The organism is Delftia sp. SD018, from assembly GCF_017355445.1.
Classification (GTDB): domain Bacteria; phylum Pseudomonadota; class Gammaproteobacteria; order Burkholderiales; family Burkholderiaceae_C; genus Comamonas; species Comamonas acidovorans.
This window is the reverse complement of the sequence record NZ_JADDRN010000039.1, coordinates 1-24,778: the sequence shown is the minus strand read 5'-3', so window position 1 is coordinate 24,778 and position 24,778 is coordinate 1. Positions and strand designations below refer to the sequence as shown.

The window sequence follows — 24,778 nt, the reverse complement described above, 5'->3', positions numbered from 1 at the left end:
ACTCGGGGGGCAAAAGGGCGCCCATTCTCGCGCACTTGTGCCAGCCCTTCGCGTGCCCTGTGAAACTGGCGTGTCCTGAAGCCAGGGACACCGAGGAAGGGCCGCCCCGCACCGAGGGTGTCGTCCCCCTCTGGGGGAAGGCGCGCAGCGACTCAGGGGGGACCTAAAATCCAGCGATGAATTTCCCATCGCACCAGCTGAGCATGACCGTGCTCATGTCGCCCGACATGGCGAACTTTTCGGGCAACGTCCATGGCGGCGCCGTTCTCAAGCAGCTCGACCAGGTGGCCTATGCCTGCGCCAGCCGCTACGCGGGCCGCTATGTGGTCACGCTGAGCGTGGACCAGGTGATGTTCCTGCAGCCCATCCACGTGGGCGAGCTGGTGACCTTCCTGGCCAGCGTCAACCACACGGGCAAGTCGTCGATGGAAATCGGCATCAAGGTGGTGGCCGAGGACATCCGCACCCAGGTGGTGCGCCATGTCAACAGCTGCTTTTTCACCATGGTGGCGGTGGACGAGAACAAGCAGCCTGCGCCCGTGCCCACGCTGGTGCCGGCCACCGACGAGGAAAAGCGCCGCTGGCAGGCCGCGCTGATCCGCAAGGACCTGCGCCGCGAGCTGGCCCAGCGCTTCGAGCAAAGCCGCGTGACGGCCAGCAGCTCGGTCAAGCCGGGCTGAGCGTGGAGGGTGCGGCCGGTGGCCGATGCCAGGTGCCGGGCGCGCTGCCCTGCAACTCGTCCCGCACCTGCTCGATGACGCGCCTGAGGTCTTCCATGGAGGCCGGCTTGGACAGCACCTCGTCGGCACCGGCCTGCAGGTAGCGCAGCGCTTCGGAGGCCTCGGGACTGGCGGTCAGCGCAATCACGCGGCAGCGGCGCAGCTGGTTTTCGGCTTCCCGCCGACGCAGGCGCCGGATGAACTCGAAGCCGTCCATGATCGGCATGCGGCCGTCGGTGATGATGAGATCAAAGGACTCGACCAGGCAACGCGCCCAGGCCTCCTGCCCATCGCCGGCCAGCGAGATGCCGTGGCCCAGCGCGGTGAGCTGGCTCTTGAGCAGCTCGCGATTGAACATATAGTCTTCCACGGCCAGGATTCTGAGTTCAGGCTCGGCCGGGACTTCGGGCAGGGGCCCGGTGCCTGTATCGGCCTTTGCACGCAGCTCCAGGGGTGCGGGCATGATCCGGGGCAATACCTCTTCGGCCGACGGCCTGTCGTCCGGCTCCACCAGCGGCAGGCTCAACCTGACCGTGAAGCGTGAGCCCCGGCCCGGCACGCTCTCCAGGGTGATGGTCCCCCCAATGTGCTCCAGCAGGCGGCGCGTGATGCTCAGGCCCAGGCCGCTGCCGAAGGCCTGGTCCTGATGGGCTCCCGGCACCTGCGAAAAGGGCTTGAACAGCCGGGCCTGGTCCTGCGGGGCAATGCCGATGCCGGTGTCCTCCACCTCCATCTGCAGCAGCAGGCGGTCATGGCGGCGGGTGCCTTGCGCGCGCAGGGTGACGCTGCCGCGTTCGGTGAATTTGATGGCATTGCTCAGCAGGTTGAACAGCACCTGCTTGAGGTGCAGCGGGTCGGCCGTCACGCTGTGGTCCACGCCCTTGCCAACCTGGGTGCGCAGCGACAGCCGCTTGCCGTGCGCCAGGCCCTGCAGCAGCGGGGCCATGTCTTCGATCAGCGGCCGCAGCGCCACGGGCTGGGGCGTGGAGTCGATGTGGCCCGACTCGATGCGGTGCAGGTCCAGCACATTGCCCAGCAGCAGCAGCATGCCCTGGGAGGCCTTGTGGGCCGCGGCCAGCGTATCGCGGTGGGGCAGGCCGAGTTTTTCGCGGTCCTGCGCCAGCTCCAGCAGGCCGATGATGGCGCTCAGCGGCGTGCGTATCTCGTGGCTGGTGGTGGACAGGAACAGGCTTTTGGCCCGGTTGGCGGCCTCGGCGCGCCGCTCGGCACGGCGCGTCCTGCGCATCTGGCGGCTCAGGTAAAAGCCCCAGACCAGGGAGGTGGCCGTGGCCAGCGCCAGCGCTGCCAGCAGCAGCAGCAGGCGCTGGCGGTGCTCGCGCCAAAAGCGCGTGCCGCTGCCGCTATCGCGCGGCGCCCACAGGCGCACGATTTCGGCCATTTCTTCGGGTGAGATGGACAGCTGGGCCTTCTCCAGAATGCTCAGAAGCTCGGGCTCGGCGGCATGCACGGCCAGGCTCACGGGGCGGGTGTAGTCCTCCAGGATGCCGGTGAGCTGCAGCTGGTTGCCCAATTGCTGGGCGTTGGCATAGCGCGCTGCGTAGTCGTTGCCGACGAAGGCATCGCTGTCATCGGCCGCCACGCTGGCCAGGGCCTGGGCCAGGTCGGGATACAGCTGCAGCCGTATGCGCGGATGCTCGCGGCGCACCGTGTCCTCCAGGAAGAAGCCAGCCACCATGGCCACGCGCTTGCCCTCCAGTCCCTGCAGGTGGTGTATGCCCTTGTCACGCTGTGTGCCCGCGTTCGCCTCGGGCCGGGCCAGCACCACCACCGCGCTGCGCAGGTAGGGCGGCAGCAGCTTGATATCGGGCGATGCAATCGGCGGCGAGGTGTAGACGGGGGTGAGCAGGGCCTTGCCCGAGCCCAGAATGGCCTCGAGTTCGGTGTAGTTGCGTGCGGTCACGTAGTCGAACTGCAGGCCGGCGCGGTGGCTGATCAGGTCCAGGTAGTCGGGTCCTATGCCCTCGGCCTGGCGGTCGGCATTCAGCTTTCCCAGCGATCCCAGCGAGCTGTTGAGCACCACGGGAATGCGGGGATGGGCATCCAGCCACTGCTTTTCCGAGGGTGTCAGGGCCACGCGGTCGCTTCCCAGCAGCGGACGGCGGCTGCCGCTCCAGCTGTGCAGAATGTCGTCGCCATGCTGCAAGGTGATGGCGGGCAGTGCCTGGTCCAGATAGGCCTTCAGCTGCGTATCGTCATGCCGCACCAGCATGCCGAAGCCCCGGCTCTCTATGGGGGCAAAGCCCTGCACGCGCAGGTTGAGCAGGTAGTTGGCTTGGATCAGGTAGTGCACCGTGACCGTGTCGCCGACGAAGCCGTCGATCTCGCCCAGGCTCAGCGCCTCCAGCGCGCGGCGGGGTGTTTCATAGGTCAGCAGCTCGCTGAGAGGATAGGCGGCCGCAACCTGGGAGCGCAGCAGCTGGTCGGGCGTCATGGCCAGCCGCGCGCCCCGGCGCTCCGCGTCGAAGGGCGCATGCGAGAGCGACACCAGCACGGGCTGGCTGGGCAGGTAGGGCACGCTCAGGGCCAGGTCGGCGCGTTCGGCCTCCAGCTCGGTGCCCTCGCAGGCCAGGTCGATCTCGCCGCGCCGCAGCGCATCGAGCACGGCCACGCGCGATCCATAGGTCTTGAAGCGCACCGGCGCGGGAAACAGCAGGCCCAGGTGGTCGGCCGTGATGCCCTGGAAGCGCTCGCCATCGATCATTTCCAGGGGAGGATGGTCGGGCAGGGAAATGCCCACGGTCAGCGGCCCGCGCGCCTGCAGCCACTGGCGGTGCGCGGGTGTGAGCCAGGGCTTTGCAGCGGCCGTGACGCGCGTGGCCAGCACCATTTCGGCGCCTCCAGCCAAGCCGGGCATGAGCAGGGCCATGCCCAGCGCGCAGCCGGCCAGCAGCGGCGACCACGTGCGCCGCCATGCGGACAGCCGTATCTGCGCAGCTGTGGAAGTGAAAGTAAGGCCTGGTGTTTTCATGGAATCCCCCGATGGCGCTACCGCCGCCTGGCGGAGCTGACGGTCTGCCAAAACGGTCTAAACGCCGTTTCGGCAGCCAACAGGGGATTTTTAATGAAAACTAATGACTTTTATGAATCAATAGATTTTTGATTGCAGCAATCTCGCACTCAGGCGGCTGCAACCGCAGCGGTGAGCTGCGTCTGAGGTTCGGCCATTGCCCGTACGCCATGGACCACATCGCCAACGACGATGACGCTGGGGCTGCCCAGGCCCGTGTCGGCAATGCACTCCACCAGCGCGCCCAGCGTGGTCAGCGCGTGGCGCTGCTGTGGCAGGCTGGCATGCTGGATCACGGCCACGGGCGTGGCTGCGGGCAGGCCATTGAGCAGCTCGGCGCGGATGTGCTCCACGCTGCTCACGCCCATGTAGATCACCAGGGTGAGCCGCGCATCGCGCGCGGTGGCGGCCAGCTGGCGCCAGTCGGTGCCGCTGTCGCCGGGCTTGGCGTGGCCCGTGATGAAGACCACGCCGTGCGCGCGGTCGCGGTGCGTGAGCGGGGCGCCCAGGCTGGTGAGCCCGGCCAGGCCAGCGGTGATGCCGTTGATGACCTGGACCTCGATGCCGGCCTCGCGCAGGTGCTCCACCTCTTCGCCGCCGCGCCCGAAGATGAAGGGGTCGCCGCCCTTCAGGCGCACCACGGTCTCGCCCTCCTGCACGGCGCTCAGCATGAGCTTTTCGATGAAGGCCTGGGGCGTGCTCTTGCAGCCGCCGCGCTTGCCCACGTAGACGATGCGCGCCGTGGGCGCGGCATGAGCCACGATGGCGTCGCTGACCAGGTCATCGACCAGCAGCACGGTGGCGGCCTGTATGGCCTTGAGGGCCTTGATGGTCAGCAGCTCCGGGTCGCCGGGGCCGGCGCCGACCAGGGTGCAGGTGCCGCGCCGGGCGGTGTTCGCGGGGGTGTGGGACGGGGTCGTCATGGCGGGGCTCCGTTTTTTCTGGGGTATTCAGCGAATCTGATCGGCAAGGTGGACGATGTGTTCCACCTGGCGTGTGAGCGCGGGCGGCACGGGCAGCCGGCCCGCGAGCACGTCTTCGGTGTAGCGCGCCGTGGTGTCCACGTCGATCTCGGCGGGCAGGCCCGGCACGTCGGAGGCGGTGCCGCTTTGCTGCTCGGCCAGCAGCTGGTGGGCGCCTGCCACAAAGCCGTCGTAGCGCGGCAGCCGGCGCGGGTCGGCCGCGACCTCGCCTTCCAGCCCGCGCGAGAGCAGGACATTCATGCCCAATGTCCCGAAGGTGCCGTGCAGCATGGGCAGGTACTCGGGATGGGTGTAGGCCGTCACCAGCAGGCAGGGGCCGTCGCAGGGTGCCAGCAGCTTGACCACGCTGTGGCCCGGGTTGCGCAGGCCGATGACCTCGCGCACGGACAGCAGGCGCGCCAGGGCCGGGTGCAGATGCTCGGTATGGATATGGGCCACCTGGCCGCCGGCCAGGGCCTGGGGAGATGGCAGCGGCGCAATGCCCAGGGCCTGCAGCACATCGCTGGCCAGGATGCGGCGCGCCTCGGTGCGCATGCCGTGCAGCAGCACGGGCAGGCCTTCGCGCGCCAGCAGCAGGGCCAGCAGGGGCGTGAGCACGGGCAGGCGGCGCGCGCCGTTGTAGCTGGGCAGCACGATCACGGGGCGGCCATGGGCCGAGGCGGGAAAACGGGCGACGCGCGCATGCACGGCGTCCAGGAAGCCGCTCATCTCCTCGACGGTCTCGCCCTTGATGCGCATGGCGATGCAAAAGGCCCCGATCTCCAGGTCGCTGACGCCGCCGTCCAGCACCTGGCCGAACAGGTCGGCCGCCTGCGGGCGCTCCAGCGCCTTGGCTCCGCGTGCGCCGCGGCCTATTTCCTTGATGTATTGGCTGATGCCCATGGCGTTGCAATCGTGGGTGGAATCCTGTGGGGGCATATTTTCCCGCAGGTTTCATTACTTTTCGCTATATATGCAAACCCGTTGTTCAATCGCCTCTTTCATGCGGTCTCCTGGCTCTTCGCCAGGGGGATGTGGCGCACCAGGCGCTTGAGCTCGGGCAGGCAGGAGCCGCAATTGGTGCCGCAGCGCAACTGGCCCTGCAGCGCGGCCAGGCGAGCGTCGTCGCTGCCCTCGCAGCGCGCAAGCGCGCCTGCGATGGCGGTCTCGTCCACATCGAAGCAGGTACAGACCTGGCGCGCACGCGGCTGGATGGCCAGCGGCGCCGAGCCCGAGGGCATGAGCAGCAGGCGGCCATAGTCCTGTGCCGGCATCTGGTCCTGCAGCAGGGTGGACAGCCAGCTGCCCGCGCGCGTGTCGCCCGCCAGCAGCAGGGCCTCGACCGTGGTGGACAGGCTGTGGCGGTCCAGCCGCAGCGCGCGGCTGTGCTGGCGGCGGCGGTCGCTGTAGCGCAGGGTGTCGGCGGCATCCAGGCCCAGCAGGGATTCGATCCGTGCGAGGACGGCCTCGCCCGGCGCCTCATGCGCGGCGGCGCGCAGCAGCACGCCGTGCCGGGCCCGGGAGGCGTCCTGCAGCGGGACGGCATTGCCGAAGGGCACGCAGCTGGCAAAGCCGAAGTGCGGCATGAGGGCGGACAACTGCTCGCGCACGGCCAGCACCCGGTCCTCGGGCAGCCAGGCCATGGCCAGCAGGGTCCAGGGCAGTTCGGCCTTTTGCAGCTTCACGGCCGTGTGCTTGAGTTCGGGCTGCTTGGAGCCGGGGCACAAGGCCGGTGTGGTCAGGGCATTGACGCCGCCCATTGAAGTGCCGCCCAGGTACTCGCCGCCCCAGTGCATGGCCATGAAGAGCTGGGAGGGCGTCAGCGTGTCATCGGGCTGCACCGGCACCAGCAGGGCGCCGCGCCGGCTGCTCATCTGCACCAGGTCGCCCGCGCGCAGGCCGCGCTCGGCCATGTCCCGCGGGTGCATTTGCAGGCAGGGCTCGGCCGCATGGCCGAACAAACGGCCCAGCTGGCCCGTGCGGCTCATGCCGTGCCACTGGTCGCGCAGCCGGCCCGTGGTCAGGCTGAAGGGATAGTGCGCATCGGGCGGCTCGGCCAGCGGCTGCCAGGGCAGCAGGGCAAAGCGTGCGCGGCCATCGGGCGTGGGAAAGCGGCCGTCTTCGTAGAGCCGTGCGCGGCCTTGGGCTGCGCCTTCGGGCAGCGGCCATTGCTGGGGGCCTTGCGCGTCCAGCAGATCCCAGGACAGGCCGGTGATGTCCAGGTCACGCCCGCGCGTGCTCTCGCGGTGCTCGTTCCAGATGGCCTGGGCGCCGGCAGCGGCGTCTTCGGTGTCGTAGGGGAAGAGGCTGGGCCGGCCTGGGCGCAGTCGTGCCTCCATGCGCTGCGCGCAGTCCACGGCAATGCGCCAGTCATGGCGCGCGGCACCGGGTGCGGCCACGGCGGGGCGCACGCGCGAGATGCGCCTTTCGCTGTTGGTCACCGTGCCGATCTTCTCGCCCCAGGTGGTGGCGGGCAGCAGCAGGTCGGCGTAGGCGCAGGTGGCGGTGGTGGCAAAGGCCTCCTGCACGATGACGAATTCGGCCCGCTGCAGCGCGCGCCGCACCAGGGCCTGGTCGGGCATGCTTTGCGCAGGGTTGGTGCAGGCTATCCACAGCGCGCGGATCTCGCCCTCGGCGGCGGCCTCGAACATCTCCACGGCGGTCTTGCCGGGGCGGGGCGGCACGTCGTCCACGCCCCACAGTGCGGCCACTTCGGCGCGGTGGGCGGGGTTGGCCAGGTCGCGGTGGGCCGACAGCAGATTGGCCAGCCCGCCCACCTCGCGCCCGCCCATGGCATTGGGCTGGCCCGTGAGCGAAAACGGCCCCGCGCCCGCGCGCCCGATCTGGCCCGTGGCCAGGTGCAGGCCGATCAGCGCGGCGTTCTTGGCCGTGCCGTTGCTGCTCTGGTTCAGGCCCTGGCAGTACAGGCTCAGCGTGGCGCCACGGGCGGCGCCGTCGCGTGCATCCCCGCCCAGCGCAAACCATTGCGCGGCCTGGAACAGATCGTGCCGGGGCAGGCCGCAGAGCTCGCCCACGCGCTCGGGCGTGGCCTCCCGCACCAGGGCCTGCAGGTCGGCAAAGCCGCTGGTGTGGCGTGCGATGTAGGCCTGGTCCAGCCAGCCTTCCAGTTCCATGATGTGCAGCATGCCGTGGAACAGCAGGGTGTCGCTGCCCGGGCGCAGCGGCAGGAAGAGGTCGGCCATGCCGGCCGTGTCGGTGCGGCGCGGGTCGGCCACGATGATCTTCATCTGCGGCCGCGCGGCACGCGCCTGCTCGATGCGCCGCGTGAGCACGGGATGCGCCCAGGCCGCGTTGCTGCCCGCGATGAAAAGGCAGTCCGCATGGTCCACATCCTCGTAGCAAGCCGGTGGCGCGTCGGCGCCCAGCGTGAGCTTGTAGCCGGCCACGGCGCTGCTCATGCACAGGCGCGAATTGGTGTCGATGTTGTTGGTGCCGATCAGGCCCTTGGCCAGCTTGTTGAAGACGTAGTAGTCCTCGGTCAGCAACTGGCCGCTCACATACAGGCCCACGGCGTCGGGGCCGTGCTCCTGCACGATGGAGGCCAGCCTGCCGGCGGCCAGGTCCAGTGCGGCATCCCAGCCCACATCCTGGGGCGCCGCGCCGCGCGTGGCACGCAGCGCGGGCTGCAGCAGCCGCGTCTGCTGTGCCAGGGCGGGCGAGGCCGTCAGGTGCAGGGTGCTGCCCTTGGTGCACAGGCGGCCGTGGTTGGCGGGGTGCGCCGGATCGCCGCGCACGCCCGTGATGCGCGCACCATCGCTTTCGATGAGGACGCCGCAGCCTACGCCGCAATAGGGGCAGGTGGATCGGGTTTCTTGCATGGTGGGCCTGGGGTGGATGAGGGAGGGGCAGGGCACGGGCGCCGTCACGCGCCGCTGGCCGGGTCGGTCTGATTGGCCTTGCTGGCCTGGCCTGCTTGACTTTCGCCGAACATGAGGCGGTCGCGCAGTTCCTGCACTGCCACGCCATCGCGCAGCAGGCGGAAGTACCAGCCACCGTCCTCGGTGTCGCCATACAGGCAGGCGCCGACCAGCCTGTCACCGCGCAGCACAAGCTTGCGGTACACGCCCGCGCCGGGGTCGCTGAGCACGATTTCCTCCGTGCCCTCGTCGCCGCGGAAGTCGCCCGCGCTGAACAGATGGATGCCCGTGACCTTGAGCTTGGCCGAGGTCTGCGAGCCCGGATAGCGGCCGATGCCCATCTCCGCCAGGTGGTTGGCCAGCACCTTGCCCTGCTCGAACAGCGGCGCCACCAGCCCGTAGGCCACGCCCCGGTGCGCCGCGCACTCGCCCACGGCGTAGATGCGCGGGTCGGTCACGGTCTGCAGCGTGTCGCTGACCACGATGCCGCGCTGCACGTGCAGGTGCATCTGCTCGGCCAGCGTGGTCTCAGGCCGGATGCCCACGGCCATGACCACCAGCGAGGCCGGTGCCTCGCGCCCGTCCTGCAGGTGCACGCAGGCCACGCGGCCCTGGCCGTCGCCCGTCAGCGCCCGGGTCTGGGCCTGCATCAGAAAGCGCATGCCGCGCTCGGCCAGCGAGGCCTGCAGCAAGGCGGCGGCGGTCTCGTCCAGCTGGCGGTCCAGCAGGCGTTCGCCCGCATGCACCACGGTAACGTCCATGCCGCGCTTCATGAGTCCGTTGGCGGCCTCCAGGCCCAGCAGGCCGCCGCCGATGACCACGGCATGGCGGTGGCTGGCGGCCGCCGCGATCATGGCCTGGGTGTCGGCAATGTCGCGGTAGCCCAGCACGCCTTCCAGCTCGCGCCCGGGCACGGGCAGCATGAAGGGGCGCGAGCCCGTGGCCAGGATCAGCCGGTCGTACTCGGCGCTCACCGGCTGTCCGGCCGCGTCCACGGCGTGCACCACGCGGCGCGCCCGGTCGACTGCGTGCACGCGGCAGCCCGCATGCAGGGTGATGCCGTGCTGCGCATACCAGGACCAGTCGTTGAGGATGATCTCGTCCAGCCGCTGCTCGCCCGCCAGCACGGGCGACAGCATGATGCGGTTGTAGTTGGGGTGGGGCTCGGCCCCGAATACCGTGATCTCGTAGAGGTCGGGCGCGATCTTGAGCAGCTCCTCCAGCGTGCGCACGCCGGCCATGCCGTTGCCCACCATCACCAGCCTGGATTTTTTCATCGTGCCCCCGTTGCGGTTCGGAAAACAAAAAAGGCGTCCCCACGCTGCGCGGCCGATGGCTGCGCGCGGGGTGACGCCTTTGTCCCAGGCCGTGGCACGTCGTTGCGCCTGGCCCTGCGGCCCTCCATGGCCACGCCCGGGATTTAGCAAGCTGCGTGCCAGGCCTGCTGCCCTGTGGCGACTGATCGCCCGGGGAAGCGATCCAGCGCGGCCGTGCCAGGCTGGTGCGCCGCATGCATCAAAGCGGTGCGCGTGCTATCGATACGGTCCTATCAGATGTCTGAATCCAATGGAGATTTTGTTTTTATTTGTTTCAAATGTGGCGGTTCGGGGTAAAAACTTTGAACTCCGGCCAGCGGCTCGCTGGGCCGGATGGGGCACGCAGGATTTTTCTTCTTCAAGGGAGGATGCCTATGAGAGTGAATCTGCCGGTCAGTACGCGCGAGTACTCGTTTCCCAAGGGCCAGACCCTGGTCTCCACCACGGACCTGAAGGGCCGCATCCTCTACTGCAACCCGATGTTCATCGAGGTCAGCGGCTACGAGCGCGAAGACCTGCTGGGCCAGCCCCACAACATGATCCGCCACCCCGACATGCCGGAGGAAGCCTTCCGCGACATGTGGGAGACCATCTCGGCGGGCCTGCCCTGGTCCGCCCCCGTGAAGAACCGGCGCAAGAACGGCGACTTCTACTGGGTCATGGCCAATGTCACCCCGCTGATGGATGGCGACCGGCCCTCGGGCTACATGTCGGTGCGCACCGAGGCCACGCGCGAGCAGACCGATGCGGCCGAGCGCCTCTACGCCACCATGCGCGCCGAGAAGGACGCCGGGCGCCGGGTCCACGTGCTGCGTGCCGGCCACCTGTTGCGCAACAACCTGCGCGGCCGCCTGGCCAGCGCATTGAGCCTGGGCCTGGCCGGCAAGCTGGTGCTGATCTTCTTCATGGTGGTGGCGGCGGCCTTTGGCGCGGCGCTGGCCGGTGGGCATACGCTGGACGCATGGTCTGCGCTGGCCTGGCTGGCGGTCTGCATCTTCACGGGCCTGGCCGGGGCCTGGGCCTACCGGCTGACCGTGGCGCCGCTGGCGCAGATGGTGCTGCTGGCCAACCGCCTGGCGGCCGGCGACCTGACGCAGACCATACGCATCACGCGCAAGGACGTGGTGGGCGATCTGCAGAAGGCGCTGAGCCAGCTCAACGTGAACCTGCTGTCCATCGTGCGCGATGCGCGCGAGGAAAGCGACAAGATGCAGATCTCCAGCCGGGAAATCGCGCAGGGCAACCATGACCTGTCCGCGCGCACCGAAACCCAGGCGGGCAACCTGCAGCAGACGGCGGCCTCCATGGAGGAGATCACGGGCACCGTCAAGCACACGGCCGACTCGGCCCGCCAGGCCACGGACCTGGCCGCCCAGGCCAGCGAGGTGGCCGAACGCAGCAGCGGCGCCGTCGATGGCGTGGCCGCCACCATGAAGCAGATCCAGGCCGCGTCGGGGCGCATCGGCGAGATCACGCAGCTCATCGACTCCATCGCCTTCCAGACCAATATCCTGGCGCTGAACGCTGCCGTGGAGGCCGCGCGCGCGGGCGACCAGGGCCGGGGCTTTGCGGTCGTGGCGGCCGAGGTGCGCAGCCTCTCGCAGCGCACGCTGGCGGCGGCCAAGGAGATCCGCGAGCTCATCGACGACTCCGCCGCCAAGGTGCTGGACGGCAACCAGAGGACCGAGGTGGCGCAGAAGACCATGATCGAATCGCTGGATCTGGTGCGGCGCGTGAGCCTGCTGATCGGCGAGATCCACAGCGCCTCCAGCGAGCAGCTCAGCGGCATCTCGCAGGTCAACGCGGCCGTGGCGCATCTGGACAGCATCACGCAGCAGAATGCGGCCCTGGTCGAGCAGAACGCGGCATCCGCCATGGCCTTGCAGGCCCAGGCGCAGACCGTGTCGGAAACCGTGCAGGTGTTCCGGCTGGACGCCACGGGCCGCTCTCCTGCCGCAGCGGGCGATGCCGTGGCCCTGCGCCGGTCCATGAAGGCCCAGGCACAGAGCCAGTCACGCAACCAGGTGCAGAGCCCGCCACAGATGCGGCAGGCGCGCGCGCAGCCGCAGAGGGTGCTGACCACGACCTGATCCCTGCGGGTTCCTGCGGCCGCTGGAAAACATCGTTGACACTTGGACGCGGCGCCGTCATGTGCACTGCGCCGGCTTGCGCATACCATGTGGCTTTGCGTTGACCGGGCGACCGGATGAAGGAACGACCATGAACTCCAGCTCTTCCCTGGCCGCCGAACTGATGGCCCAACTGCAGGGCGCGCCCATGCAGCAGATGGCGGACCAGATCGGCGCCAGCCCCGCCCAGACCGAAAGCGCCGTGGGCGCGGCCCTGCCCGTGCTGCTGGCCTCGCTGGGCCGCAATGCGGCCGATCCGCAGGGCGCGGCCAATCTCTTCGGCGCGCTGCAGCGCGACCATGGCGCGGCCAGCGGCGGCGGCGCCGGTGGCCTGGACCTCGGCGGCCTGCTGGGCTCGCTGCTGGGCGGCGGCGCAGGCGCGGGCGGCAATGCAGGTGGCGGGCTCGATGGCGCGGCCATCCTGGGCCATATCCTGGGCGGCAACCAGCAGCGCGCGCAGGACGGACTGGGCCAGGCCACGGGCCTGGGCAGCGGCGGCGCGGCCCAGCTGCTGCAGCTGCTGGCCCCCATCGTCATGTCCTTTCTTGCACAGCGCGTGAGCGCAGGCGGCATGGATGCCGGCGGCCTGGGCCAGGTGCTGGGCCGCGAGCATGCGCAGGCGCAGCAGCAGGGCGGCCTGGGTGGTGGTTTGCTGGGCAGCCTGCTCGATCAGGATGGCGACGGCCAGGTAGGTCTCAGCGACCTGATGAAGATTGGTGGCAGCCTGCTGGGTGGCCGCCGCTGAAATGATGCAACACCCCCTGAGCCGCTTCGCGGCTTCCCCCTCTCTCGCTTCGCGGGAGGGGGACGACGCCGTCGCTGCGAGGCGGCTCTTGCTCGGCGTCCCTCGCTTAGGTAGCGCCAGTCGTATGCGCTGCAGGCGGCTCTATTGCAGGACTAACGGATAGGTTGGGATCAGGGTAACGGGCAGGGCCGGTGCGTGTGCATACACGCGCTGGCCCTGTTGCTTTTTGGGCGCAGTTCGGATGACACTAGAACCGAATTGGCGAACGACTGAAAGGCACCCATGACAGCAGTTGCAGACATTCTCAAGTCCAAGGCCAGCGGCGCGGTGTACAGCATCGCGCCTACCGATTCCGTGCTCGACGCGCTGCGGCTCATGGCCGACAAGGGCATTGGCGCCCTGCTCGTGATGGAGGGCAGCGAGATCGCAGGCATCGTCACCGAGCGCGACTACGCGCGCAAGATCGCGTTGCTGGGGCGCACCTCGGGCGCCACCCTGGTGCGCGACGTGATGACGCGCGACGTGCTCTTCGTCGGCCCCACCCAGACCACGCAGGAATGCATGGCGGTGATGACCGAGAACCGGCTGCGCCACCTGCCCGTGGTGGACGAGGGCGGCAAGCTGCTGGGCCTGATCTCCATCGGAGACCTGGTCAAGGACATCATCTCCGAGCAGAAGTTCATCATCGAGCAGCTGGAGCACTACATCTCGGGCCGGCACTGAACTGGAGCTCGGCCGGCCCGCTCTGTGCAGGGCCTGGAAGGCGGCAGGACCGGTGAAGGTTCAGGCCGCCTTTTCCACATGCCCCTGGCGTGTGTAGAGGAAGTCGATCACCGCCTTGCGGCACTCGCGGTAGCGGTCGTCCTCGGCCAGCGCCACGCGGTTGCGCGGCCGGGCGATGCCGACTTCCAGCACCTCGCCGATGGTGGCTGCCGGGCCGTTGGTCATCATCACGATCTTGTCGGACAGCAGCACGGCCTCGTCCACATCGTGGGTGACCATGACCACGGTGCTTTGCGTGCGCGCCACGATCTCCAGCAGCTCGTCCTGCAGCTTGGCGCGCGTGAGCGCATCGAGCGCGCCGAAGGGCTCGTCCATCAGCAGCACCTGCGGCTCCATCGACAGCGCGCGCGCAATGCCCACGCGCTGCTTCATGCCGCCCGAGATTTCGCCAGGACGCTTGTGCGCGGCATGGGCCAGGCCCACCAGCTCCAGCGCGGCCAGGGTGCGTGCCTTGAGCTGGGCGCGGCTTTCCGTGCGGCCATAGACGCGCTCCACGGCCAGGTGGATGTTGCCCTCGCAGGTCAGCCAGGGCAGCAAAGAGTGGTTCTGGAAGACCACGGCGCGCTCGGGCCCGGGGCCCTTGATCTCCTTGTTGGCGCACAGCAGCACGCCCGTGGTGGGCGTGGTCAGGCCCGCGATCAGGTTCAGCAGGGTGGACTTGCCGCAGCCCGAGTGGCCGATCAGCGAGACGAACTCGCCCCGCGCAATGGTCAGGTCGATATTGCGCAGCGCCGGAAACAGGCCCTTGGCGGTCTTGAAGCTCTGCTCCACGCCCTGGACCTCGATGAACTTGGACGATGCATTCATGCCTTCACCTCTTCGAACGTAAATGCCGTTGCCAGCTTGACCAGGGCCATCTCCAGCAGCAGGCCCACGATGCCGATCACGAAGATCGCGATGATGATGTTCTTGACGTTGAGGTTGTTCCACTCGTCCCAGACCCAGAAGCCGATGCCCACGCCGCCGGTGAGCATCTCGGCCGCGACGATGACCAGCCAGGCCGTGCCCACGGCCAGGCGCACGCCGGTCAGCATGTAGGGCAGCACGGCCGGGAACAGGATGGTGGTGGCGATCTTCCATTCGCTGAGGTTGAGCACGCGCGCCACGTTCATGTAGTCCTGGGGCACGCGCTGCACGCCCACGGCGGTGTTGATGAGCATGGGCCAGATCGAGCAGATGAAGATGGTCCAGATGGCCGCCGGGTTGGCGCCCTTGAAGACCAGCAGGCCGATGGGCAGCCAGGCCAGCGGTGACACCGGGCGCAGCAGGCTGATCAGCGGGTTGAACATGCGCGACAGGAAGTTGAAGCGCCCGATCACGAAGCCGGCCGGAATGCCGACCAGCGCCGCCAGGCCAAAGCCCACGGCCACGCGCTGCAGCGAAGCGAGCACATTCCAGCCCACGCCCTGGTCATTGGGGCCGTTGCGGTAGAACGGGTCGCTGAAAATCTCCACCGCCTGGTGCCAGGTCGCCAGTGGCCCCGGAATGCTCTGGCCCGAGCCCGCGGCCACCAGGGACCACACGCCCACCAGCAAACCCAAGCCGCACAGCGGCGGCAGCACGGCCAGCCAGAAGGCACGCGACAGCGCTGCCCAGTCGCGCGGGGCGGCGGGTGCCCGGGCCTGGGTGGCCGGCGCGGCTGGAGCGGCGGGCCCGGAGACCTGCGCGGAGATCGGTGTGGAAGCGGCTGCCGGCGCGGCAGCGGATTCGGCCGGGAAGTGGAAGACGGCGCTGACCATGGTGTGTTCCTCTGTGGGGTGGGGCTTCAAAGGGGATCTCTCAGGCCTTGATGGCAAAGCTGTCTGCGTACTTGCGCGGATCCTTGCCGTCCCAGACCGTGCCATCCATGAGCTTGCTGCTGCGCATCTCCGCCTTGGGCAGCGGGGCCTTGGCAGCGGTGGCAGCCTGCTGGTAGATGTCCAGGCGGTTGATGGAGCGGGCCACGCCCAGGTAGTCGGGGTGGTCCTTGAGCAGGCCCCAGCGCTTGTGCTGGGTCAGGAACCACATGCCGTCGGACAGGTAGGGGTAGCCCACGCTGCCGTCGCCGTAGAACTTCATGTGGTTGGGGTCGTCCCAGGTCTTGCCCATGCCGTCCTGGTAGCGGCCCAGGATGCGCTGGTTGATGGCATCCACGCCCGTGTTCACATAGGCCTTGCCGGCGATGGTCTCGGCCATGCGGGTCTTGTTGGCAAGGCTCTCGTCGATCCAGCGGCTGGCCTCGATGATGGCCGCCGTCACGGCGCGTGCCGTGTTGGGGTTCTGGCGTGCGAACTCGGCCGTGGTGCCCAGCACCTTTTCGGGGTGGTCCTGCCAGATGGACTGGGTGGTGGCGGCCGTGACGCCGATGCCGTCCATGATGGCGCGGTGGTTCCAGGGCTCGCCCACGCAAAAGCCGTCCATGTTGCCCACGCGCATATTGGCCACCATCTGCGGCGGCGGCACGGTGATGACCTTGGCATCCTTGAGCGGGTGGATGCCGTTGGCCGCCAGCCAGTAGTACAGCCACATGGCGTGCGTGCCCGTGGGAAAGGTCTGGGCAAAGGTGTATTCGCGCTTTTCGCTGGCCATCAGCTTGGCCAGGCCCGCGCCATTGACGGCCCCCTTGTCGGCCAGTTTCTTCGACAGCGATATGGCCTGGCCGTTGTGGTTGAGCGTCATCAGCACGGCCATGTCCTTCTTGGCGCCGCCCACGCCCAGGTGCACGCCGTAGACCAGGCCGTAGAGCACGTGGGCAAAGTCCAGCTCGCCGTTGACCAGCTTGTCGCGCACGCTGGCCCAGCTCGCTTCCTTGGAAGGAATGATCTTGACGCCGTACTTCTGATCGATCCCCAGCACCGAGGCCATCACCACGCTGGCGCAGTCGGTCAGCGGGATGAAGCCGATGCGCACCTCTTTCTTCTCTGGCGCATCCGAGCCGGCCGCCCAGGCGCCATGGTGGCCCAGCTGGGTGTAGAGCGCCGCACCGCCTGCCAGCGTGCCGGCCTGGCGCAGAAAGTCGCGCCGGGGCAGGGCCGGGCCGGCGGTGAGAGGGCCTGTGGTGGGCTTGGGGCTTGACGCCATGGCGGAACTCCTTCGATCGTCGGGAATGGAACACTTGCAAACGGGCCCTGCTCCAAGCAAAACGGCGTCCTCTCCAGCCGCGCTGCGCGGGGAGAGTGACGCCGTTGTCCTGGGGCCTTGAATCAAGACCGGGGTCCCGGCCGCCTTTGGCCGGGAGTTGCCAGAGTCAATGCAGAAAGCGTGCCAGGCCGTGTTCACAGGGGACCATGCCGTCCATCGGCCTTGCAGTCCTCGCCGGGCCACCTTCTGGTGCGTTCCGTGGCACCAAGTCGGTGCTGCACTGCAGCATGGCTCGCACCGACCCGGCGTTCAAGGCGCAGGCGGCAGGAGATCGGCCATGGAAAGCACGGCCTGCGCCACATCGGCCAGGCGGCGGTTCTGGTTCATGGCGGTCTGGCGCAGCAGCTTGTGGGCCTCGCCTTCGCTGAGCTGGCGCCGCGCCATCAGCAGGCCCTTGGCGCGTTCCAGCAGCTTGCGCTCCGTGAGCGTGGCGCGCACGGTCTCCAGCTCGGCCTGCATGGCCTGCAGGCGCTGCGACTGGTCCTGCACCAGATCCATCACGGAACGGTCCAATTGCGGCCCCAGCCGTGCAGCCGGGGGCTGCAGCTCGCCCGGCGCCAGCGTGGCCGAGACCGGCGTGGTCGCCAATGCCTGCGGCGCCTGCAGCAGCGTCTGCAGGGCGGCGCGGGCATCGGCAATGCGGTGCTGGCATTGCTGCTGCAGCTCGGCCGTCAGGCGGGCCTCGACGGTCTGCAGCGCGTCCATGCGCTGCGAGCAGCTGTCGAACCAGGGCTCGGCCATCTCCACGGACAAAGGCGCGCCCGCCGTGGCCGTGCAGCCCACGCGGCGCAGCCGCTCGATCACGGCCAGCGTGGCGTCGGCCGCGCTGCTTTCTTGCCACAGGGCCAGGGAATGGGGCGGCGCGAACTCCGCAAAGACCTGAAAGCAGCGCTCCTGCGAGGCGATCAGGTGCAGCCAGTGCTGCTGGCGCGGCGCATCGCTCACGCCCGCGCCGAACGCCGCCACGCCCGTGGCGCGCTCCTGGCCCGCGAACTCCTTGCCCTGCATGAAGTTGAACAAGGCCACCAGCAGGCGCGAGATGCCCGGCTCGGGTGCGCTGTCCGCCGCCTCGAAGACCACGGCCAGCAGGCCGGCCACCAGATCGATATAGAGGGCCGTGGCCGCCTCCGGCGACAGCGTGCGGCTGGCGACGCGCTCACGCAGCGCGGGCAAGGCGTCCAGGCACTGCAGCACATGGGCGATGCGGCTGAACAGCCGCGCGCCATGGCCGGGGTGGCCGGTGAGTCCCGCACCACCGGGCTGCATGTCCACCCGCTCGAAGCCGTCGCGCGCCGCAGCGGCCATGCGGTCGCACTCGGCCATCTGCGCCAGCCTGGCGGGGCCGCCGCGCGCGCCTGCGCTGGCCAGAAACACGTTGGACAGGCCGCGCTCCTTTTGCAGCGCATGGATGAGGCGGCTGAGCAGATCCACCAGGGCGCTGGTGCGCTGCAGTTGCTCCAGCTCGCCGATTTCGCATTGCCGCGCGGCCACAAGAAAGTTGAGAGCGGTTTTCATGGGGGCTTGGTCCTGTCTGCCTGCCTTGATGCAGTTTGCCTTGGTGCAAGGGGCCTGGATGCAATTCCCATGCCGGGGGCGTCGCGCGGTGCTTGCATGGGCACGGGATCGATGATTTGATAGAATTTTTTTAATGATTTGAAATTTTCGATACACAAACTGACGTGTAAGCGTGTCGAATGTTTGCAAAGCGAATGGGGCGGTTTTTCAAGAAAAGCCCCGTTCATCCGGCGCACATGGCAACGCAGACCACGGCATTGGGCTGCGCAATGCGGCAGTGAGGCTGAATCGGCATGAGTTTGAAATATCACGAGAAGATCGGTTTTTCCCCATGCATTCGCTGTTCATGACCGATGGGGTGTCCCGGTGGATACCAGCGCGCTGGCGCAGCCCGGCATTTGCGTGCTGGCTGGCTTCGCTGCTGCCCTGCATGGCGCAGGGTCAGGTGCCTGCGGCTGCCCCGGATGGCGTCGCGTCGGCGCAATTTGCCGATGAGGGCGTCTGGTTCGCTGGATGGCATGCCCTCGGCCCGTGGGGTGCCGGTGCGTTCGTGGCCTTCCTGCTGGTGTGCTCGGTGCTCTACATCCGCATGCGCTGCAAGGCGCAGCGCCTGACGCAGTCGCTCAAGCAGAGCAATGAGAAATTGCTGCGCGCCAATGTGAAGCTCAAGCGCATCGCCTTCAGGGACCCGTTGACCGGTACGGCCAACCGGGCGTTGTTCGAGTACCGGCTGGGCCGCACGATTGCGCGCGCCGACAGTTCGGTGGAGCAGCCGGGGCCCTGCGGGCCGGTGCGCGTGGGCCTGCTGTATATCGACCTGGATGGATTCAAGCCCATCAACGATGTGGAAGGCCATGCCGCCGGTGATGCGCTGCTGTGCCAGGTGGCCGTGCGCCTGGGCCATATGACGCGCAAATCGGACACGCTGGCGCGCGTGGGTGGCGACGAGTTCGTGCTGCTGCTGGGCTGCCTGGCTTCGGTGGACGACGCCGTGGCCATGGCAGGCCGCGTGCAGAAGGCCTTGAGCCAGCCGTTCGACCTGCCAGGAAAAGCGGTCTCCATCAGCAGCTCCATCGGCGTGGCCATCTATCCCGACCATGGCAAGAAGGAAAAGCTCATGGCGGCGGCCGATGCCGCCATGTACACGGCCAAGCGTGCCGGCGGGAACACCTACGCCATCTTCAAGGAAAGCATGCGCCAGGGCGTGGCCGCGCAGTTCGACCTGCAGCAGGCCCTGCGCCGCGCCGTGGCCAGCCAGCAGCTGGTGCTGTTCTATCAGCCCAAGATCGATACCCGCACGGGCCGCATCCGCAGCGTGGAGGCGCTGGCGCGCTGGAACCATCCGCAGTTCGGCCTGATCAGTCCCCGCGTGTTCATCCCGCTGGCCGAGCGCTTCGGCCTGATCAGCGAGATCGGTGACTGGGTCATCGACGAGGCCTGCCGCCAGACCGCGCAATGGGCGCGCGAGCGGCGCTTCATGCGGGTGTCCATCAATATCTCGGGCTACCAGCTCTTTCAGACGCGGCTGGCGCAGTTCATCGCCGAGGCGATCGCAAGGCACCACATCCGGCCCGAGCAACTGGTCTTCGAGATCACCGAGTCCGTGGCCATGGAGGACGACAAGACCACCATGGCCGTGATTGCCGAACTCACGGGCATGGGCGTGCAGATCTCCATCGACGACTTCGGCACCGGCTACTCCAGCCTGGCCCTGCTGCGCCAGCTGTGCGCCGACGAGGTGAAGATCGACCGCAGCTTTGTGCGCGACGTGGCCCTCAAGAGCGATGCGCGGGCGGTGGTCGATGCCATCGTGCGCCTGGCCCATGCGCTGGAGCTGCGCGTGGTGGCCGAAGGCGTGACCAACCAGCAGCAGCGCGAAGTGCTGCAGGCGCTGGGCTGCGACGAGCTGCAGGGCTTTTACTTCGCCCGCCCCATGGATGCCCAGGCACTGATCGCCAGCGAAATCTGGACCTCCGACGGCTTCGAGCCCGTGCGGTTCTCGCGCTCTTCCTACATAGACAACCTGTAGCGGAGCGCCGGCCGTGCAACTGCCCGCCTGCCAGGGGCCATTGATGCCTGTGGCCGTGCGCCGCGCCCGCAGGTTCTACACTTCAGCCCCATGAGTTTGCTGATTCTGGGGATCGAATCCTCCTGCGATGAAACCGGCGTGGCCCTGGTCGAGGCCCCCGATGGCACGGGCGTGCCCACGCTGCTGTCCCATGCGCTGCACAGCCAGATCGACATGCACCGTGCCTACGGCGGCGTGGTGCCCGAGCTGGCCAGCCGCGACCACATCCGCCGCGTGCTGCCGCTGACCGAAAACGTGCTGGGCGAGTCCGGCCGCTCGCTGGACCAGGTCGATGTGATCGCCTTCACGCGCGGCCCCGGCCTGGCCGGCGCGCTGCTGGTGGGCGCGGGCGTGGCCTGCGCCATGGCTGCGGCATTGAACAAGCCCGTGCTGGGCGTGCACCACCTGGAAGGCCATCTGCTGTCGCCCTTCCTGAGCGCCGATCCCCCCGAATTCCCCTTCGTGGCCCTGCTGGTCTCGGGCGGCCACACGCAACTGATGCGCGTGGACGGCGTGGGCAGCTACGCCATCCTGGGCGAGACCATCGATGACGCGGCCGGCGAGGCCTTCGACAAATCGGCCAAGCTCATGGGCCTGCCCTATCCGGGCGGTCCCGTGCTCTCGCGCCTGGCCGAAGGCGGCGATGCCCAGGCCTTCAAGCTGCCCCGGCCGCTGCTGCATTCGGGCGACCTGGACTTCTCCTTCGCCGGCCTGAAGACGGCCGTGCTGACACAGGCGAAGAAGCTGGGCGAAGACCTGGAGGCGCGCAAGGCCGACCTGGCCGCCAGCACGCAGGCGGCCATCGTCGAGGTGCTGGTCAAAAAGACCCTGGCCGCGCTGCAGCAGACCGGCATGAAGCGCGTGGTCGTGGCCGGCGGCGTGGGTGCCAACCGGCTGCTGCGCTCCCAGCTGGATGCGGCCTGCGCCAAGCGCAAGCTGCGCGTGCACTACCCCGAGCTGCACCTGTGCACCGACAACGGCGCCATGATCGCCATGGCCGCCGCCATGCGCCTGCAGGCGGGCCGGGAAGTGGCCAACAGGCACTACGCCTTCGACGTCAAGCCGCGCTGGCCGCTCGATTCGCTGGCCTGATTCCTCGGCCGCCTCTGCCTTCCCCATCGCCGCGCTGTGCGGCAGGCCACCTGTGATGCGCAGCCTGCGCACAAAAAAAGCCCGGCATGTGCCGGGCTTTGAAAACGGGCTGTCACCTTGCTAAGAGGAGGGAAGAAAGGATGGTTGACAGCCCGGGTGCACAAACTCGTTGACCGGATTTACTGGATGCTCAGCGTGGTGGCCTTGCTCTGCGGCTCCAGGCGGGCCAGGGACAGCGTGAGCACGCCGTTTTCCAGCTTTGCGCTGCTGGCGGCAGTGTCGATCTCATGGTCCAGCTCCCAGGCGCGCTGCACTTGGCGGGGCGCACCCTCGACGCTGGACAGACGGACCACGGCGCCTTCGATGCTCAGCTGCAGCTGCTCGCGGGACAGGCCGGGCACATCCAGCTGCAGCGTCGTGGCCTTTTCATCGCGCTGCACCTGCACCGACGAGGGGGAGGGGGCGGCGTTGCCCAGGGTGCCTTGCAGGAAGCGCTGCAGGGCCAGATCGGCGGCTTGGGGGTTGAAGGCGTTGCGGCGGAGAACAGGCGAGAAGATCATGGTGAAGTGGCTCCTATAAACTGCGCGGCTTCATCGAAGTTGTCGCCGCATGGAGCGTAGTTGAGCGGCGTTGAACGCATTTCAAGAGGGAAAAAGCCATGAATAAATTGCGCCGCAAGGTCTTGAAAAGCGGTGCCATGGCGCTATTTGCTGCGCCCGCGCTTGCGGCCCTGGCCGCAAACGAACGCGGACAGCCCGTGCCCCCGCCGCGCGGCGAGCCCATACGGCTGGCGCTGATCGAAAGCCTTTCCGGCCCCTTTGCCAACACGGGCGAGGCCGTGTTCCGCAACCTGCTGTGGGCCACCGAGCGCGTGAATGCGCGCGGCGGTGTGCCACTGCCGGCCGCGCAGGGCGGCGTCCGGCCCCTGGCCATCGAACGCCATGACAGCAAGGGCCAGAACGAGGAGGCGCTGTCCGCGCTGCGCGCAGCCATCGACGGCGGTGCGCGCGTGGTCATGCAGGGCAATTCTTCGGCCGTGGCGGCCGTGCTGGTCGATGCCATTGCCAAGCACAACGAGCGCGATCCGGCCCGGCGCGTGCTGTACCTGAACTACTCGGCCGTCGATCCCGCGCTCACCAACGAGCGCTGCAGCTTCTGGCACTTTCGCTTCGACGCCCATGCCGACATGCGCATGGCCGCGCTGATGCAGGTGCTGCGCGAGGACGCGGCCGTGCGCAGCGCCTACCTGATCGGGCAGGACTACAGCTTTGGCCAGGCCGTGCTGCGCGAGGCACGGCGCCAGCTGGCCGCGCAGCGGCCCGATGTGGCGATCGTGGGCGACGAGCTGCACCCCGTGGGGCGCGTCAAGGACTTTGCGCCCTATGCCGCCAAGATCAAGGCCAGTGGCGCCCAGGCCGTGATCACGGGCAACTGGGGCAACGATCTGATGCTGCTGGTCAAGGCCGCGCGGGAGGCGGGTTTTGAGGGCCGCTTCTACACCTTCTACGGCAATGCGCTGGGCGCGCCAGCCGCCCTGGGTGAGGCCGGCGTGGGCAAGGTGCTGGCCGTGGCCGACTGGCTGCCCAACGTGCCGGGCCCCGACAGCCAGGCCTTCTACAAGTCATTCCGCGAGCGCTTTCCCAGGCCTGCCGATGACTATGTGCACATGCGCATGCAGCTGATGATCGAGGCCCTGGCCCAGTCCATGGCGCGTGCGGGCAGCACCGACACGGTGGCCGTGGCGCAGGCGCTGGAAGGTGCCGAGGTGGCGCTGGCCGGGCGCAAGGGCCGCATGCGCGCGGCCGACCACCAGTTCCAGCAGGCGCTGGTGGTCGGCGTCATGGACAGGCAGGGCGCACCCGGCGTGCCCTTCGATGTGGAGGGCTCGGGCTACGGCTTCCGCGTGGTGCGAGAGATCGAGGCGGCGCGTGCCGAGCAGCCTGCGATGTGCCGCATGCGCCGGCCCTGACCGCCTCGACGGTTTGGATGGCCCGGATCAGCGGCCCATGGCCGCAGCGACTTCCTGGCCCAGTTCGATCACGGACAGCGCGTAGTAGCTGGACCAGTTGTAGCGCGTGATGGCATAGAAGTTCTCCGTGCCCGCGATGTACAGCGGCTGGCCCTGCGCGCCGTTCTCCAGCTTGACCAGGGCCAGCGGCCCTTGATGCGCCGCGCCGCTGCCCGGCAGCTGTACGCCGCGCGCAGCCATCTCGTCGGCCGTGAACTGGGGCAGGATGTCGGGCGCCAGCAGGGCAGCCAGGTCGGCGCCCTGGGCCTGCATGATCACAGGGTAGTGGGTGGGCATGCCGCTTTTCCAGCCATGCGCGACAAAGTAGTTGGCCACCGAGCCGATGGCGTCGGCCGCGCTGCCGAACAGGTCGATGCGGTCGTCGCCGTCGAAGTCCACCGCCCACTTCACCCAGCTGCTGGGCATGAACTGGCCCATGCCCATGGCGCCCGCGTAGCTGCCGCGCAGCGAGAACGGGTCCGTTGCGGCGCGGTGCGTGAAGCGCAGGAACTGCTCCAGCTCGCCGCGGAAGTACTCGGTGCGTGCCTGCGCGCGGGGGTGGGCTGCGGGGAAGTCGAAGCTCAGCGTGGCCAGGGCGTCGATCACGCGGAAGTTGCCCATCTGCTGGCCGTAGATGGTCTCCACGCCGATGATGCCGACGATGATTTCGGCCGGCACGCCGTACTGCTTTTCGGCACGCGCCAGCGCGGCGGCATTGGCCTGCCAAAAGCGTGTTCCGGCGCGTATGCGCACGGGCTCGACAAAGCGGCTGCGGTAGACGCCCCAGTTCTTGGCCGTGCCCTGGGCAGCCGGCGTCATCAGGCGGGGAACCTGGGGCAGAAAGCGCGCCTGGGCGATGGTGTCGCGCACCCAGTCCACCGGCAGGTCGTGGCGCATCGCAATGTCGGCGGCCATCTGCATGGCATCAGGCCGTTCTCCGTAGGCGGTGCTGCCCTGCACGGTCCTGGCCACGGCGGCGCCGCCTGCCGCCGTGGCGGCGGCAGCAGCGGCCGTGCGCTTTTTCGTGGAAGGTTTGGCCGTGGACTTGGCGGCAGTCTTGGCTGCGCCGGTCTGGGCGGGCGCCGGCTTGCTGGCCAGCGCGCCGCAGGGCAGGGCGGCGGCCGCGAGCAGCAGCAGGGCGGAGGGGATCAGTCGTTGCTTGGTCATGGTGTGCTTGTCGTGGGGCCGGCAGCGGCGGCTTGTGGCCGTGGCTGTGGAGTGCGTGGCCAGTCCAGCGCCCGCCATTGGCGTCGCAGCCAAGACTGCCGCCAAGTCCACGGCCAAACCTTCCACGAAAAAGCGCACGGCCGCTGCTGCCGCCGCCACGGCGGCAGGCGGCGCCTGCCGCCGTGGCGGCGGCAGCAGCGGCCGTGCGCTTTTTCGTGGAAGGTTTGGCCGTGGCCAGGACCGTGCAG

The 24,778-nt window shown here is 68.6% G+C and carries 18 protein-coding genes and 1 pseudogene; 8 read left to right on the top strand and 11 right to left on the bottom strand.

Annotated features, from left to right (window positions below):
* Positions 1–176 precede the first annotated feature (176 nt).
* Positions 177–680 carry an acyl-CoA thioesterase gene (locus INR38_RS26125; RefSeq protein ID WP_013803479.1) on the top strand — a complete coding sequence of 168 codons (504 nt, stop codon included), beginning with the start codon at positions 177–179 and terminating at the stop codon, positions 678–680.
* Here INR38_RS26125 and INR38_RS26120 read toward each other — a convergent pair.
* The 5 genes from INR38_RS26120 to INR38_RS26100 all read right to left on the bottom strand — a co-directional run bounded on the left by INR38_RS26120 (position 667) and on the right by INR38_RS26100 (position 9,864).
* Positions 667–3,708: a transporter substrate-binding domain-containing protein gene (locus INR38_RS26120; protein ID WP_242699198.1), complete on the bottom strand. Its 3,042-nt coding sequence runs from the start codon at positions 3,706–3,708 to the stop codon at positions 667–669. The genes INR38_RS26125 and INR38_RS26120 overlap by 14 nt on opposite strands.
* Before the next feature lie 149 nt (positions 3,709–3,857).
* Positions 3,858–4,670, bottom strand: coding sequence for a uroporphyrinogen-III C-methyltransferase (gene cobA, locus INR38_RS26115; RefSeq protein WP_063326788.1), 813 nt, complete (start codon positions 4,668–4,670; stop codon positions 3,858–3,860).
* A 27-nt stretch (positions 4,671–4,697) separates the two neighbouring features.
* Entirely contained in the window at positions 4,698–5,612 is a 915-nt protein-coding gene (gene ybiB / locus INR38_RS26110; protein ID WP_180317687.1) for a DNA-binding protein YbiB, read from the bottom strand.
* Positions 5,613–5,710: 98 nt separating this feature from the next.
* Positions 5,711–8,548, bottom strand: a complete 2,838-nt coding sequence (locus INR38_RS26105) for a nitrate reductase (protein WP_207444359.1) — start codon at positions 8,546–8,548, stop codon at positions 5,711–5,713.
* A gap of 44 nt (positions 8,549–8,592) precedes the next feature.
* Positions 8,593–9,864, bottom strand: a complete 1,272-nt coding sequence (locus INR38_RS26100; RefSeq protein ID WP_207444358.1) for an FAD-dependent oxidoreductase — start codon at positions 9,862–9,864, stop codon at positions 8,593–8,595.
* A 413-nt stretch (positions 9,865–10,277) separates the two neighbouring features.
* Here INR38_RS26100 and INR38_RS26095 point away from each other — a divergent pair, with 413 nt between their 5' ends.
* The 3 genes from INR38_RS26095 (at position 10,278) to INR38_RS26085 (ending at position 13,500) form a co-directional block, all read left to right on the top strand.
* Positions 10,278–11,993, top strand: coding sequence for a PAS domain-containing methyl-accepting chemotaxis protein (locus INR38_RS26095; RefSeq protein ID WP_207444357.1), 1,716 nt, complete (start codon positions 10,278–10,280; stop codon positions 11,991–11,993).
* A gap of 130 nt (positions 11,994–12,123) precedes the next feature.
* Positions 12,124–12,777, top strand: coding sequence for a DUF937 domain-containing protein (locus INR38_RS26090; RefSeq protein WP_012204293.1), 654 nt, complete (start codon positions 12,124–12,126; stop codon positions 12,775–12,777).
* Between the two features lie 282 nt (positions 12,778–13,059).
* Positions 13,060–13,500 (top strand): CBS domain-containing protein, encoded by a 441-nt coding sequence (locus INR38_RS26085; protein WP_012204294.1) that lies wholly within the window; start codon positions 13,060–13,062, stop codon positions 13,498–13,500.
* A 60-nt stretch (positions 13,501–13,560) separates the two neighbouring features.
* Here the strand turns inward: INR38_RS26085 and INR38_RS26080 are convergent, their stop codons facing one another.
* The 4 genes from INR38_RS26080 to INR38_RS26065 form a co-directional block, all read right to left on the bottom strand.
* Entirely contained in the window at positions 13,561–14,367 is an 807-nt protein-coding gene (locus INR38_RS26080) for an ABC transporter ATP-binding protein (protein ID WP_013803472.1), read from the bottom strand.
* A complete protein-coding gene (ntrB, locus tag INR38_RS26075) occupies positions 14,364–15,299 on the bottom strand; it encodes a nitrate ABC transporter permease (RefSeq protein WP_013803471.1) in 936 nt (311 codons plus the stop codon). Before ntrB ends, INR38_RS26080 begins: the two co-directional genes overlap by 4 nt.
* A gap of 40 nt (positions 15,300–15,339) precedes the next feature.
* Complete coding sequence (locus INR38_RS26070) at positions 15,340–16,620, bottom strand: CmpA/NrtA family ABC transporter substrate-binding protein (RefSeq protein WP_012204297.1); 1,281 nt, start codon at positions 16,618–16,620, stop codon at positions 15,340–15,342.
* A gap of 309 nt (positions 16,621–16,929) precedes the next feature.
* On the bottom strand, positions 16,930–18,195 hold the full coding sequence (locus tag INR38_RS26065) for a nitrate regulatory protein (protein WP_198821661.1): 1,266 nt from the start codon (positions 18,193–18,195) through the stop codon (positions 16,930–16,932).
* A gap of 331 nt (positions 18,196–18,526) precedes the next feature.
* Here INR38_RS26065 and INR38_RS26060 point away from each other — a divergent pair, with 331 nt between their 5' ends.
* The gene (locus tag INR38_RS26060; RefSeq protein ID WP_207444356.1) at positions 18,527–20,224 is read left to right on the top strand and encodes an EAL domain-containing protein; all 1,698 of its coding nucleotides are present in this window, start codon (positions 18,527–18,529) and stop codon (positions 20,222–20,224) included.
* A gap of 90 nt (positions 20,225–20,314) precedes the next feature.
* Positions 20,315–21,355, top strand: a complete 1,041-nt coding sequence (tsaD, locus tag INR38_RS26055) for a tRNA (adenosine(37)-N6)-threonylcarbamoyltransferase complex transferase subunit TsaD (protein ID WP_071954769.1) — start codon at positions 20,315–20,317, stop codon at positions 21,353–21,355.
* Between the two features lie 179 nt (positions 21,356–21,534).
* Here tsaD and INR38_RS26050 read toward each other — a convergent pair whose 3' ends face one another.
* On the bottom strand, positions 21,535–21,915 hold the full coding sequence (locus INR38_RS26050) for an Hsp20/alpha crystallin family protein (RefSeq protein WP_012204301.1): 381 nt from the start codon (positions 21,913–21,915) through the stop codon (positions 21,535–21,537).
* Between the two features lie 98 nt (positions 21,916–22,013).
* Between INR38_RS26050 and INR38_RS26045 the strand changes: the two genes are divergently transcribed.
* Positions 22,014–23,324 (top strand): branched-chain amino acid ABC transporter substrate-binding protein, encoded by a 1,311-nt coding sequence (locus INR38_RS26045; protein WP_207444355.1) that lies wholly within the window; start codon positions 22,014–22,016, stop codon positions 23,322–23,324.
* A 27-nt stretch (positions 23,325–23,351) separates the two neighbouring features.
* Here the strand turns inward: INR38_RS26045 and mltB are convergent, their stop codons facing one another.
* Positions 23,352–24,530, bottom strand: coding sequence for a lytic murein transglycosylase B (gene mltB, locus INR38_RS26040; protein WP_192368856.1), 1,179 nt, complete (start codon positions 24,528–24,530; stop codon positions 23,352–23,354).
* Positions 24,531–24,585: 55 nt separating this feature from the next.
* On the opposite strand from mltB, the pseudogene INR38_RS26035 reads away from it, so the two are divergent.
* A pseudogene (locus tag INR38_RS26035) lies at positions 24,586–24,778 on the top strand (hypothetical protein); the annotation flags it as partial.

Excerpts from the sequence above, each read along its gene's own strand:
- INR38_RS26080 (WP_013803472.1), bottom strand. The coding sequence starts at position 14,367 with ATGAATGCATCGTCCAAGTTCATCGAGGTCCAGGGCGTGGAGCAGAGC.
- INR38_RS26095 (WP_207444357.1), top strand. The coding sequence starts at position 10,278 with ATGAGAGTGAATCTGCCGGTCAGTACGCGCGAGTACTCGTTTCCCAAG.
- INR38_RS26085 (WP_012204294.1), top strand. The coding sequence starts at position 13,060 with ATGACAGCAGTTGCAGACATTCTCAAGTCCAAGGCCAGCGGCGCGGTG.
- cobA (WP_063326788.1), bottom strand. The coding sequence starts at position 4,670 with ATGACGACCCCGTCCCACACCCCCGCGAACACCGCCCGGCGCGGCACC.
- INR38_RS26045 (WP_207444355.1), top strand. The coding sequence starts at position 22,014 with ATGAATAAATTGCGCCGCAAGGTCTTGAAAAGCGGTGCCATGGCGCTA.
- INR38_RS26065 (WP_198821661.1), bottom strand. The coding sequence starts at position 18,195 with ATGAAAACCGCTCTCAACTTTCTTGTGGCCGCGCGGCAATGCGAAATC.
- ntrB (WP_013803471.1), bottom strand. The coding sequence starts at position 15,299 with ATGGTCAGCGCCGTCTTCCACTTCCCGGCCGAATCCGCTGCCGCGCCG.
- INR38_RS26100 (WP_207444358.1), bottom strand. The coding sequence starts at position 9,864 with ATGAAAAAATCCAGGCTGGTGATGGTGGGCAACGGCATGGCCGGCGTG.
- mltB (WP_192368856.1), bottom strand. The coding sequence starts at position 24,530 with ATGACCAAGCAACGACTGATCCCCTCCGCCCTGCTGCTGCTCGCGGCC.
- INR38_RS26070 (WP_012204297.1), bottom strand. The coding sequence starts at position 16,620 with ATGGCGTCAAGCCCCAAGCCCACCACAGGCCCTCTCACCGCCGGCCCG.
- INR38_RS26125 (WP_013803479.1), top strand. The coding sequence starts at position 177 with ATGAATTTCCCATCGCACCAGCTGAGCATGACCGTGCTCATGTCGCCC.
- INR38_RS26105 (WP_207444359.1), bottom strand. The coding sequence starts at position 8,548 with ATGCAAGAAACCCGATCCACCTGCCCCTATTGCGGCGTAGGCTGCGGC.
- INR38_RS26050 (WP_012204301.1), bottom strand. The coding sequence starts at position 21,915 with ATGATCTTCTCGCCTGTTCTCCGCCGCAACGCCTTCAACCCCCAAGCC.
- tsaD (WP_071954769.1), top strand. The coding sequence starts at position 20,315 with ATGAGTTTGCTGATTCTGGGGATCGAATCCTCCTGCGATGAAACCGGC.
- INR38_RS26060 (WP_207444356.1), top strand. The coding sequence starts at position 18,527 with ATGCATTCGCTGTTCATGACCGATGGGGTGTCCCGGTGGATACCAGCG.
- INR38_RS26090 (WP_012204293.1), top strand. The coding sequence starts at position 12,124 with ATGAACTCCAGCTCTTCCCTGGCCGCCGAACTGATGGCCCAACTGCAG.
- ybiB (WP_180317687.1), bottom strand. The coding sequence starts at position 5,612 with ATGGGCATCAGCCAATACATCAAGGAAATAGGCCGCGGCGCACGCGGA.
- INR38_RS26120 (WP_242699198.1), bottom strand. The coding sequence starts at position 3,708 with ATGAAAACACCAGGCCTTACTTTCACTTCCACAGCTGCGCAGATACGG.